This window comes from Phreatobacter sp., assembly GCF_051860605.1.
GTDB lineage: Bacteria > Pseudomonadota > Alphaproteobacteria > Rhizobiales > Phreatobacteraceae > Phreatobacter.
In genome coordinates this window covers 284,663-296,738 of sequence record NZ_JBHYDR010000006.1, presented here as the reverse complement: position 1 = coordinate 296,738, position 12,076 = coordinate 284,663, and the positions used below count along the sequence as shown (strand labels likewise).

The following is a 12,076-nucleotide window of genomic DNA, read 5'->3' as shown; positions in this document are numbered from 1 at the left end:
GGAAGGCCGGTCAGGCGGCAGCCGCCACCGGCCGTTTCGCCTTGTCGCCGATGGCCGCCACCAGCATCTGCGGGATGGTGGCAACGATCAACAGCACAAGCAGGCCGAGCATCTCCACCAGCGTGAGCGGCGCGCGCGGGAACTGCGCACCGGCGGACGCCAGCACGGACCAGCCCCAGGCGAGGATCGCACCCATGGCCGCCCAGGCGGCAAGGGCGAGGATCGCCCGGATCGGCTTGCCCAGGGTCCATCCCCAGCTCCAGTCGAAGATGGCGCGTGCAAGCCCGGCCAGGAGGGCGAGGGTCGCCCCCGCCACGGCGCCGCCGAGCAGCGTGCCGGGTCCGGCGCCGGCCACCACCGAATTGATCAGCGAGAAGCCGCCGCCCATGAAGGCGCCGCGGGCGACGATGCCGCCGAAGGTCGGATAGAGCGTCGCCACCAGCACCAGCGCCACCGCCGGCACGAACAGGACGAGGCGGAACAGGATCATCGGCCGGCGCGCCACGAAGACGCCGACCAGCAGGCGGACCAGCACGAAGACGATCGCGAAGGCGAAGACCGGGAAGCGGTCGGCATAGACGCCGAGGATCAGCCAGGGCGAGTCCACGGCCTCATCGATGCCGCGCGCGGTGAGCCCGGTCGCATAGGCCCAGACGACGGCGAACAGGCTGGCCAGCAGCGGCAACATGGCGCCGAAGGCAGCCCGCCGATCGATCAGGCGCATGGACATTCTCCGGCTTCAGCCCGTTCGCAATTGCGCGACAAACCTAGCAGGGCGCGCGGCCGACCGAAACTGCCGGCAGCCTCCGCCACGCAGCCGTGATGGGCGCCTGACCGGTGCTCAGCCCGGCCAGCGCTGCGCCTTGGAGACGAGGAAATCGCGGAACACCTGCACGCGGGCGACCGACTTCAGCTCTTCCGGATAGACGAACCAGGCGTCGAGCACCGGCATCTCCTCGTCCTCGAGGATCTGCACCAGGCCGGAGCCGTCGCGGACCAGATAGTCGGGCAGAACGGCTATGCCGATGCCGTTCTCCACCGCCGCCACCAGACCGGAAATGTTGTTGATGGTCATGGCGAATGCGCGCGGCGGCATGCCGTTGCGGCCGGCCGTGGCAAGCCAGGTGAGGTTCTGCATGTAGTTCGGCGCCCGGCCGCCGAAGGCCAGCAGGCGGTGGCCGTCGAGATCGGGCCCGACCTTGGGCGTGCCGTTGCGCTTGACGTAGTCGGAATGGGCGAAGGCGTGGAACTTGATCTGGAACAGCTTGCGCTGGATCAGGTCCGGCTGCACGGGCTGGCGCACGCGGATGCCGACATCGGCCTCGCGCATCGACAGGTCCAGTTCCTCGTCGGTGAGGATCATCTTGATCTGGATGTCGGGATAGAGGTCGAGGAACTCGCCGAGGCGCGGCGCGAGCCAGGCGGTGCCAAGGCCGACGGTCGTGGTCACCTTCAGCTCGCCGTTCGGACGCTCCTTGGAATCGGTGAGCTTCACCTTGGCGCTCTCGAGCTTCATCAGCACGTCCTGCGCCGTGTGATAGAGCAGTTCGCCCTGTTCGGTCAGGACGAGGCCGCGCGCATGGCGGTGAAACAGTGGCACCTTCAGGTCCTGTTCCAGCGAGGAGACCTGACGCGAGACCGCCGACTGGGACAGGCCCAGTGTGTCGGCAGCGTGCGTGAAGCTGCCGGCCGCAGCGGCCGCGTGGAAAATCCTCAGCTTGTCCCAGTCCATCGCTTCCCCCTTTGGCCGGGCGCCCGTGGCGCCTATTCGGCCGCCGCGCGGGTCGTCGCGTGGTGTGCGAGGAACCGTTCGGCTTCCAGTGCGGCCATGCAGCCCATTCCGGCAGCGGTGACCGCCTGCCGGTAGATATCGTCGGTGACGTCGCCTGCGGCGAACACGCCGGGCACGTCGGTGGCCGTGGAGTCGGGCGCGGTCCACAGATAGCCCGAAGGCTTGTGGCGCAGCTGGCCGGCGAAGAGCTCGACCGCCGGCGCATGGCCGATGGCGATGAACACCCCGTCCACGGGCCGCTCCTGGGTCTCGCCGGTCCTGACATTCTTCAGGCGCACGCGGGTGACGACGGCCGGATTCTCGCGGCCGATCACCTCGTCGAGCGCATGGTCCCAGACCACCTCGATCTTCGGATGGGCGAACAGCCGCTCCTGCAGGATCTTCTCGGCCTTGAACGCGTCACGGCGATGCACGACCGTGACCTTCGAGGCGAAATTGGTCAGGAACAGCGCTTCCTCGACGGCGGTGTTGCCGCCACCCACCACCACGACCTCCTTGCCGCGGTAGAAGAAGCCGTCGCAGGTGGCGCAGGCCGAGACGCCGAAGCCGCGGAACGCCTGCTCGGAGGGCAGCTCCAGCCATTTCGCCTGCGCGCCCGTGCAGATGATCAGCGCATCGGCCATGTAGATGTCGCCCGACTCGCATTCGAGCCGGAACGGACGGGTCTTCAGGTCCACCTTCGCCACATGGTCGGAGACGATGCGGGTGCCGACATGGGCTGCCTGCTTCTCCATCTGCTCCATCAGCCAGGGGCCCTGGATGACGTCGGCGAAACCGGGATAGTTCTCCACATCGGTGGTGATGGTCAGCTGTCCGCCCGGCTGGATGCCCTGGATCATGACCGGCTTAAGCATTGCGCGCGCGGCATAGATGGCGGCCGTGTAGCCAGCCGGCCCGGAGCCGATGATGACGACGCGCTCGTGATGGATTCCCATGACGGTGCCGGCCTTTGGGGAGCAACGGGGGAGTGGGGGGCGGAATCTGCCCGGAGACCAAGAGTTTAGGGGGAGCTATGCGCCTTGCGCAAGGCTCATTCCATCGACCTTCGCAATTTGCCGACAAAATGCGTTGATGAAAATATTCAATGATTCAAATGAGTCATGGGCAAACGGTCGCATCGCTCGCGCCGATGTGACCATCTGCCGCCCAAATCTCAGGCAGCCTTGCCGGTGATGAAGCGGATCAGCTTCTTGAACCGCGAGGAGCGTGCGTGGCGCCCCTGCTCGTGGTCCACCACCGCCTGGGTCGTCACCCAGTTCATCTGGATGGCGCGGCGCTTGCCGGCGAAGGGCTCGTGCCCGTGCCAGGAGCGGTCCGACCGGCGGAAGATCAGCAGCGTTCCGCCATTCGGGGGAATTTCGGCGGCATAGTCGTTCAGGTCCGTGCCGTTGCGCAGGACGCGCAGGCGCCCGCCATCCGCATCCCAGTCGTCGTTCATGTAGAGCAGGACGGTGATGATCTTGGTCTCGGAATCGGTGTGGATCTTGCCGTCTGTGGCGCGCGTGAAGCCGCGCACGGTGTACATGGTCGGCCGGCCGGCGAGATCGACGCCGAACTTCTCCTCGACCGCCTTGCGGAAGGGCTCCTGGTCGAGCTCGGCCATCAGGCCGTGGAAATTGCCGCGGATGTCGAGCACCGAGGGGGGATGCGAGCCGGGGCCGGGGACGTCGGGATAGTCGGCTAGGATGTCCTTCAGGCGATCCGCCTTCACGAAGTTCGGGATCACCACGAAGTCATAAGGGTCGGTCTGAAGCGTCGCCGCGCGCAGGCGGTCGATGTCGATATAGCTCATGATGGCCTCGCGTCCGGTGGCGCCGCATCGTGCCTGAAAATGCGACATAGGTGGGGCGGCTGGCAATGTCCACGCGGGCGTCTGCGTGCAGGCGGGGCAATCGCAAGAGGCGGACCGGACGTTGCGCATGGCGACCTGCATGAGAAATATTGTTGCTGGCGGGGGCGGGCTGCGCTATCGGCTGGCATCCGGTGCTGCATTGCACCGGCCGACCTGCCGGGGCCGGATCTGCCGCGGTGTGAGCGAACCCCCGACAGTGAGGCTGCCGTGAAGGCCCGGCTCGATGCCATCGATTGGAAAATCCTCAAGGAACTCCAGGCCGACGGCCGGATGACCAATGTCGAGCTGGCGAGCAGGGTCGGCATATCCGCGCCGCCCTGCCTCAGGCGCGTGCGCGCGCTTGAGGAGATGGGCGTCATCCGCGGCTATCGGGCGCTGGTCGCCGCCGACAAGCTCGGCTACGGGGTCACGGTCTTCGCCATGGTGCATCTGGCCAGCCAGGCCGAGGCCGACCTGAACGCCTTCGTGGCGCGCGTACGCGCCTGGCCCGAGATCCGCGAGTGCCATACGGTCTCGGGCGATTTCGATTTCGTGATGAAATGCGTGGCACCGGACCTGGCCAGCTTCCAGACCTTCGTCGGCGAGCTCGTCGCCATTCCCAATGTCCGCAATGTCCGCACGGTCCTGACCCTGACGCAGGTCAAGGACGAGCCCATCGTGCCAATGGATGCGCCGCCGGCGGACTGACCAGCGCTCCGCCCCTGCACCCGTCATGGCAGCCGGGCGCCTGCCTGATGGGGGATGTCGTCGGGCATGACGGCTCGCCTAGATTGCCGCCCGGATGGCAGCGGGATGGCAGGCATGAGTGCTCCGGCAAGCGATGGTCAGCATCAGGCGGACGAGGGCCGGCGGGTCACGCTCGCCATGCCCCACGGCACGATGTCGGGCCTGCGCTTCGGGTCGCAGGAGGGCGAGCCCGACCTCCTGTTCCTCCATGCCAACGGCTTCAACGCCGCGACCTATCGTCCGCTGGTCGCGCCGCTCGGCGGCCGCTGGAGGGTATTGGCGCTCGACCAGCGCGGGCACGGCTTCACACGCCTGCCGGCCGAGCCGTCCGAGCTCGAGGACTGGTGGCCCTATGCACGCGACCTCATCACCCTGCTGGACCGGCGGGCGGCGGCTGGCGCCCGGCCGGTGGTCCTGGCGGGGCACTCGATGGGGGCGACGGCCTCGATCCTTGCCGCATCCCAGCGTCCGCGGGCGGTGAAGCGCCTGGTTCTCGCCGATCCGGTCCTGATGTCCCGGGATTTCCGGCTGTCGCTGTTCACGCACGCGGGCCGCAAGCAGTCGGAGGCCTCGCCGCTGTCGGTCGGCGCGGGCAAGCGGCGGCCGGTCTTTGCCAGCCGCGCGGACGCTCTCGAATCCTATCGGACCCGACGGGCCTTCTCGACCTGGCAGCCCGGCTTCCTCGAAGGCTATGTCGAGGGCGGCTTCATTGAGGATCCGGAAGGCGTGCGGTTGGCCTGCGCGCCCGCCTGGGAGGCAGCCTCGTTCCGCTCGCACCGGCACAATTCCTGGGCCGCGCTGAAGCGCCTCGCCATGCCGGTCCGTCTGTTGTCGGCCGGCGAGGGCTCGACCGTCCATGGCGGCGCCGATCGCGTTCGCCGCATCGCACCGAACGTCGCCGCCGAGAGCCTGCCCGGCACAACCCATTTCCTCCCCATGGAGCGGCCGGACGTGCTGCGGGCGGCCCTTGAGGAGGCTCTCACGGCGGCGTGACCATTGATCGCCGAGTCGTGACCGGCGGTCGCGTGCGCCGCAGCACGAAATGAACTATTCTGTTCAATAATCGTTGCCGAGGTGGTGGGGCCAAAGCGGCCCGCAACGATTTTGACGAGATCCATGACCCAACAGACTTCGCTTTCCAGCTGGTTTTTCGGCACCCTGCCGGCCGGGGCGCAGGGGCGGCCTGACCGCGATGCGCGCATCGACGTGTTCCGCGGTCTCGCCCTCATCATCATCTTCATCGACCATGTTGCCGGAAATGCCGTTTCGATGGTCACGCCCATGGCGCTGGGCTTCTCGGATGCAGCCGAATATTTCGTTCTGCTGGCCGGCTTCTCGGCCGCGCTCGCCTATGGCCCTGCGATCGACCGCAAGGGGCTGGTGGCCGGCGGCGCACCCGTGGTGGCGCGTATCTGGAAGCTTTACACGGCGCATCTCGCCCTGTTCGTGTTCATGGCTGTGGCGGTGGCCTTCATGGCGGTTCGGTTCGGCAACCCGCTCTACTACGAGCATGTGTCGATCCTGCCGTTCTTCCAGGACCCGGCGAACACGATCCTGCGGATCGCCACGCTGACCTTCCTGCCCAACTACCTCGACATCCTGCCGCTCTATGTCGTCCTGCTGGCGATGATGCCGGCAATCTGGCTGCTGGCGCGGACGGCGCCGGTCGCGGCCATCGGCGCCTCTGCCGGCCTCTATGGTCTGGCGTGGGGGCTGCAGCTTGCGCTGCCCAATTTCGCCACGGGTGGCTCGTGGTTCTTCAATCCCTTCGCCTGGCAGCTCCTGTTCACGGTCGGTCTGGTTGCCGGCCATGCGACGCTCAATGGCGTGGCGCTGCCGCGTTCGCACTGGCTGGTTGTCGGCGCGGTGGCGCTGCTTGCCATCGGCCTCGTCACCCAGGCTCCCTGGTCGGTCATTTCCGGACTCGAGTCGATGGTCCTCCCCGATGCCTGGCGCCTGGAACTGGACAAGGCCAATCTGTCCCTCTGGCGGTTCAGCCATGCTCTGGCAGTTGCCTATCTGATGGCGCGGTTCGTCGCCTTCGATGCGGCCTGGCTGAAGCGCGGCCTGTTCCGCCTGCTCGAGGAGGCCGGGCGCCACTCGCTGCCGCTGTTCTGCCTCGGCGTGATCCTGTCGATGATCGGCACGTTCGCCTTCTTCGAGATCGGCCGCGGCCCGCTGATGCAGGTTGTCGTCAACGTCACCGGGATCGTCGTGCTGCTGGGTGCAGGACGCATGTTCCAGTGGTATCGTGACATCTCGACCAAGGCGCCGCGGCCGGCTCCCGCCCCCGTCGCCAGCGGCATGGAAGAGGTGAAGACCGCTTGATCCGCTGCCTTACCGCTCTGTTCCTGGCCGCCGCGCTCAGTCTTGGCCCGGCGGCTCAGGCCTTTGCGCCGGGCGCCCGTCCGGCGCCGGAGGCGCTTGCGCGTTGCGATGCCGGTGCCGAGGTCAGGCGCATCCATCAGGACCTGCCGCGCTCGCGTGCGGCCGTTGCCGAGGGCCGTGTCCTGACAATCGTGACGCTCGGCTCGACCTCCACGCTGGGAGCCGGCGCCTCCTCCGAGGCCGCGTCCTATCCGGGTGTTCTCGAAACCGAGCTGTCGCGCCTGCTGCCCGGCCATGTCCTCAGGGTGGTCAATGCCGGGGTCGCCAGCAATTCGGCCCACCAGATGTATATGCGGCTCGACGATGACGTGCTGTCCGAGGAGCCTCGTCTGGTCATCTGGCAGACCGGCGTGAACGATGCCATCCACGACGTGGGGATCGAGCGCTTCAAGCGCATCCTGCGCAAGGGCATCGCGCGCCTGCGCGAGGCCGGCGTCGATGTGGTGCTGATGGACATGCAGCCGCTGCGGCAGATGGAGCGCTACCCCGTCTATGCCGATTACCAGGCCGCCCTTCATGCGGTGGCGCTGGAAACGGGAACGCCCGTGTTCCGGCGCTTCGCCCTGCTTGGCGTGCTGCTGGCCGATGGCCGGCTCCGGCAGGACGAGATCGTCGGGACCGGCGAAGCCGGTCACGCGGTCGATTCGGGCTATTTCTGCCTCGGCATGAATCTCGCCCGCTCGCTTGCGGAAATCCTGTCGCCGCGCGCCGTCCAGATGCGCTGAGCGCAGGCGCGCAACCGTCTCGCCACCCGCGTCATCCACACCGACCGGCAGGCCTGCCGCAGGCGGCTTCCCATCCCCGGCAAAGCCGTCTATAGGGCACCTCAATCACGCGACCCACGGTCCGGGGTATGCGGTTGCGCGGGGCTGGCTCTTTGGGGGTCCGGCCTCTTTTTTTGCGCCGCCTGATCCGGACGACCGACAAACCAGCCTGAAAAAGGCCGGAGACCCATGCCGAAACGCACCGACATCGCCTCCATCCTCATCATCGGCGCCGGCCCGATCGTCATCGGCCAGGCCTGCGAGTTCGACTATTCGGGCACGCAGGCGGTCAAGGCGCTGAAGGAGGAGGGCTACCGGATCGTCCTGGTCAATTCGAACCCGGCGACGATCATGACCGATCCCGATCTGGCCCACGCGACCTATATCGAGCCGATCACCCCGGAGATCGTCGCCAAGATCATCGAGAAGGAGCGCTACGCGGTTCCCGGCGGCTTCGCGCTGCTGCCCACCATGGGTGGCCAGACCGCGCTGAACACGGCGCTCAAGCTTGAATCCATGGGCGTGCTCAAGCAGTTCGACGTCGAGATGATCGGCGCCAAGGCCGACGCCATCGACAAGGCGGAGAACCGCGAGCGGTTCCGCCAGGCCATGACCAAGATCGGGCTTGCGACGCCCAAGAGCCATGTCGTGCAGTCGCTGGGTGCGGCGCTGGACGTGCTCGACGATATCGGCCTGCCGGCCATCATCCGCCCCTCGTTCACGCTCGGCGGCACCGGCGGCGGCATTGCCTACAACAAGGCCGAATTCATCGAGATCGTCGAGCGGGGGCTGGATGCCTCGCCGACCACCGAGGTGCTGGTCGAGGAATCGGTGCTGGGCTGGAAGGAGTTCGAGATGGAGGTTGTCCGCGACACGGCGGACAACGCGATCATCGTCTGCTCCATCGAGAACGTCGATCCGATGGGCGTTCACACCGGCGATTCGATCACGATCGCCCCGGCGCTGACGCTGACCGACAAGGAATACCAGATCATGCGCGACGCCTCGATCCGCGTGCTGCGCGAGATCGGCGTCGAGACGGGCGGCTCGAACGTGCAGTTCGCGGTCAACCCGGCCGACGGCCGCCTGGTCGTCATCGAGATGAACCCGCGCGTGTCGCGCTCCTCGGCCCTTGCCTCGAAGGCGACGGGGTTCCCGATCGCCAAGGTCGCGGCCAAGCTTGCGGTCGGCTACACGCTCGACGAGGTCAGGAACGACATTACCGGCGGGGCGACGCCTGCCTCGTTCGAGCCGACCATCGACTACATCGTCACCAAGGTGCCGCGCTTCGCCTTCGAGAAGTTCCCCGGCGCCGACCCGGTGCTGACCACCTCGATGAAGTCGGTCGGCGAGGTCATGGCCATCGGGCGCACCTTTCAGGAATCGCTGCAGAAGGCCATGCGCGGCCTCGAGACCGGGCTGACCGGCCTCGACGAGATCGAAATCGAGGGCCTCGGCAAGGGCGACGACAAGAACGCCATCCGCGCCGCCATCGGCACGCCGACGCCGGACCGGCTGCTGAAGGTCGCCCAGGCCATGCGGCTTGGCGTGTCCAATGCCGAGATTCACACCTATTGCCGGATCGACCCCTGGTTCCTCGACCAGATCCGCGGCATCGTCGACATGGAGGCCGCCATCCGGACGCGGGGCCTGCCGCAGACGGCGGGCGTCTTCCGCAAGCTGAAGGCGATGGGCTTTTCCGACGCGCGGCTTGCCGTCCTCACCGACCGCAGCGAGGCGGAGGTGGCAGAGGCCCGCCGGTCGCTGGGCGTCCGGCCCGCCTACAAGCGCATCGACACCTGCGCGGCCGAGTTCGCCTCCCCCACCGCCTACATGTACTCGACCTACGAGGAGCCTTTTGCCGGCGCGCTGGCGGACGAGGCCCGGCCATCCGACCGCGAGAAGGTGGTCATCCTCGGCGGCGGCCCGAACCGCATCGGTCAGGGTATCGAGTTCGACTATTGCTGCTGCCATGCCTGTTTCGCGCTCTCCGATGCGGGCTACGAGACCATCATGGTCAATTGCAATCCGGAGACGGTCTCGACCGACTACGACACCTCCGACCGGCTCTATTTCGAGAGCCTGACCGCCGAGGACGTGATCGAGATCCTGGAGCGCGAGCAGACCAACGGCACGCTGAAGGGCGTCATCGTCCAGTTCGGCGGCCAGACGCCGCTGAAGCTCGCCCGGGCGCTGGAGGAGGCGAAGATCCCGATCCTCGGCACCTCGCCCGATGCGATCGACCTGGCCGAGGACCGCGACCGGTTCAAGCGACTGCTCGACAAGCTCGGGCTGAAGCAGCCGAAGAACGGCATCGCCTATTCGGTCGAGCAGGCCCGCCTGATCGCCGGCGAACTCGGCTATCCGCTGGTGGTGCGCCCGTCCTACGTGCTGGGCGGCCGCGCCATGCAGATCATCCGCGAGGAGGGGCAGCTCGGCGACTACCTTCTCGGCACGCTGCCCGAACTGGTGCCGGCCGACGTCAAGGCCCGCTATCCGAACGACAAGACCGGCCAGATCAACACGGTGCTGGGCAAGAACCCGCTGCTGTTCGACCGCTATCTGTCGGATGCCATCGAGGTGGACGTGGACTGCCTTGCCGACGGCAAGACGTCCTTCGTCGCCGGGATCATGGAGCATATCGAGGAGGCCGGCATCCATTCGGGCGATTCCGCCTGCTCGCTGCCGCCCTATTCGCTCTCGCCCGCCATGCTGGAGGAACTGGAGCGCCAGACGAAGGCGCTGGCGCTGGCGCTCGACGTCGGCGGGCTGATGAACGTGCAGTTCGCCATCAAGGACGGCGCGATCTATGTGCTGGAGGTCAATCCGCGGGCTTCCCGCACGGTGCCCTTCGTCGCCAAGGTGGTCGGCCAGCCGATCGCCAAGATCGCCTCGCGCATCATGGCGGGCGAGAGCCTTGCCTCCTTCGGCCTGACGACGCCGACGCTCGGGCATATGGGCGTCAAGGAAGCCGTCTTCCCCTTCGCCCGCTTCCCCGGCGTCGATGTGCTGCTCGGACCGGAGATGAAGTCGACCGGAGAGGTCATGGGCCTCGACCGTTCGTTTGCCACCGCCTTTGCCAAGAGCCAGCTCGGCGCCGGCACCATCGTGCCGACCTCCGGCACGGTGTTCGTCTCGGTGCGCGACGACGACAAGGCGCGCATCCTGGATTCGGTGCGCATGCTGCATACGCTGGGGTTCAAGATCATCGCCACCTCCGGCAACCAGCGTTATCTGGCCGAGCAGGGCATTCCCTGCGGCAAGATCAACAAGGTGCTCGAAGGCCGGCCGCACATCGTCGACGCAATCAAGAACGGCGAGGTGCAGCTGGTGTTCAACACAACCGAAGGCGCCCAGGCGCTGTCCGACTCGCGCTCGCTGCGCCGCGCCGCCCTCTTGCAGAAGGTGCCCTACTACACCACTCTTGCTGGAGCGATCGCGGCTGCGCAGGGCATCAGGGCCTACCTTGAAGGTGACCTTGAGGTCCGGGCGCTGCAGAGCTACTTCGCCTGATCGGGCCCCCGCCCGGGCAGGGCGGTTGCAAATTCAGAGGTTGGGTTCCGCGCGGCCGGCGTCCTCGGCACGCGGCGCCTTTTTCTTTATCGAAAGGTCAGGGCGAGCATCATGGAAAAGGTTCCGATGACCATCGCCGGCTTCGCCAAGCTCGAAGCCGAGTTGAAGGAGCGCCAGCAGGTGGAACGTCCGCGCATCATCGCGGCCATCTCCGAGGCCCGTTCGCATGGAGACCTGTCGGAAAATGCCGAATACCATTCGGCCAAGGAACAGCAGTCGCTCAATGAGGGCCGGGTCGCCGAGCTGGAGAGCCTGATCGCGCGGGCAGAGGTGATCGACGTGACCAAGCTGTCCGGCGAGACCGTCAAGTTCGGCGCCACCGTCAAGCTGGTGAACGAGGATACCGAGGAAGAGCGGGTCTGGCAGATCGTCGGCGACAGCGAGGCCGACGCCAAGGCCGGCCGCATCTCGATCTCCTCGCCGCTGGCGCGTGCGCTGATCGGCAAGAAGGCCGGCACCTCGGTCGAGGTGAACACGCCCAAAGGGGCGCAGAGCTACGAGGTTCTGGAAGTCCGCTGGGTCTGACCGCGTTCCGGGTCGGGCGAGCGCCCGCTGGTCGGCACACCATCCGAAACGACAAAGGCGCGGCCGTGGGCCGCGCCTTTTTCATGCCGCAGAAGCGCGCCCCCGAAGGGGCCGCATTCGAGTCAGCGGGCCATGTTGGTGTTGACCGTCTGGAAGGCGGTGTTGACCGAGCCGCCGAGCGTGTTGACGGCGAGGATGATCACGGCGGCGATGCCGGCGGCGATCAGGCCGTACTCGATGGCGGTGGCGCCGGAATTGTCATTGGCGAAGCGGGAGAGAAGGGCCTTCATGGGGAACTCCATCGGTGTCTGTTGCGAACCGTGTCCACGGTGGTAGCCGTTCGACTATCCGGGACAGAGCCTAGCAAGCCCCTCTGGAGGAACCGTAAAGTGAAGCCCGGAAATTGCCCGGGCGGTTTGACGCTTTGTTCATCGACAAATTGAAACAAAGATAAAC

Annotated in this window: 11 protein-coding genes; 6 read left to right on the top strand and 5 right to left on the bottom strand. The window is 66.9% G+C overall.

Annotated features, from left to right (window positions below; genetic code table 11):
- Window positions 1-10: 10 nt before the first annotated feature.
- The 4 genes from ACTIFS_RS13125 to ACTIFS_RS13110 form a co-directional block, all read right to left on the bottom strand.
- The gene (locus ACTIFS_RS13125; protein ID WP_439574556.1) at window positions 11-724 is read right to left on the bottom strand and encodes a hypothetical protein; all 714 of its coding nucleotides are present in this window, start codon (window positions 722-724) and stop codon (window positions 11-13) included.
- 117 nt (window positions 725-841) lie between these two features.
- On the bottom strand, window positions 842-1,732 hold the full coding sequence (locus ACTIFS_RS13120) for a LysR family transcriptional regulator (RefSeq protein WP_439574555.1): 891 nt from the start codon (window positions 1,730-1,732) through the stop codon (window positions 842-844).
- 32 nt (window positions 1,733-1,764) lie between these two features.
- Entirely contained in the window at window positions 1,765-2,727 is a 963-nt protein-coding gene (trxB, locus tag ACTIFS_RS13115) for a thioredoxin-disulfide reductase (RefSeq protein ID WP_439574554.1), read from the bottom strand.
- Between the two features lie 218 nt (window positions 2,728-2,945).
- Window positions 2,946-3,584: a 2OG-Fe(II) oxygenase gene (locus ACTIFS_RS13110; protein ID WP_439574553.1), complete on the bottom strand. Its 639-nt coding sequence runs from the start codon at window positions 3,582-3,584 to the stop codon at window positions 2,946-2,948.
- Window positions 3,585-3,851: 267 nt separating this feature from the next.
- Between ACTIFS_RS13110 and ACTIFS_RS13105 the strand changes: the two genes are divergently transcribed.
- The 6 genes from ACTIFS_RS13105 (at window position 3,852) to greA (ending at window position 11,620) form a co-directional block, all read left to right on the top strand.
- On the top strand, window positions 3,852-4,331 hold the full coding sequence (locus ACTIFS_RS13105) for an Lrp/AsnC family transcriptional regulator (protein ID WP_439574552.1): 480 nt from the start codon (window positions 3,852-3,854) through the stop codon (window positions 4,329-4,331).
- 114 nt (window positions 4,332-4,445) lie between these two features.
- Window positions 4,446-5,363: an alpha/beta fold hydrolase gene (locus tag ACTIFS_RS13100; RefSeq protein WP_439574551.1), complete on the top strand. Its 918-nt coding sequence runs from the start codon at window positions 4,446-4,448 to the stop codon at window positions 5,361-5,363.
- Between the two features lie 123 nt (window positions 5,364-5,486).
- Window positions 5,487-6,698, top strand: a complete 1,212-nt coding sequence (locus tag ACTIFS_RS13095) for an OpgC family protein (RefSeq protein WP_439574550.1) — start codon at window positions 5,487-5,489, stop codon at window positions 6,696-6,698.
- Entirely contained in the window at window positions 6,695-7,483 is a 789-nt protein-coding gene (locus ACTIFS_RS13090; RefSeq protein ID WP_439574549.1) for an SGNH/GDSL hydrolase family protein, read from the top strand. Before ACTIFS_RS13095 ends, ACTIFS_RS13090 begins: the two co-directional genes overlap by 4 nt.
- Window positions 7,484-7,711: 228 nt before the next feature.
- A complete protein-coding gene (gene carB / locus ACTIFS_RS13085; RefSeq protein ID WP_439574548.1) occupies window positions 7,712-11,035 on the top strand; it encodes a carbamoyl-phosphate synthase large subunit in 3,324 nt (1,107 codons plus the stop codon).
- A 111-nt stretch (window positions 11,036-11,146) separates the two neighbouring features.
- A complete protein-coding gene (gene greA / locus ACTIFS_RS13080) occupies window positions 11,147-11,620 on the top strand; it encodes a transcription elongation factor GreA (RefSeq protein WP_439574547.1) in 474 nt (157 codons plus the stop codon).
- Window positions 11,621-11,742: 122 nt separating this feature from the next.
- Here greA and ACTIFS_RS13075 read toward each other — a convergent pair whose 3' ends face one another.
- Window positions 11,743-11,910 carry a Flp family type IVb pilin gene (locus tag ACTIFS_RS13075; protein ID WP_439574546.1) on the bottom strand — a complete coding sequence of 56 codons (168 nt, stop codon included), beginning with the start codon at window positions 11,908-11,910 and terminating at the stop codon, window positions 11,743-11,745.
- Window positions 11,911-12,076: the final 166 nt, after the last annotated feature.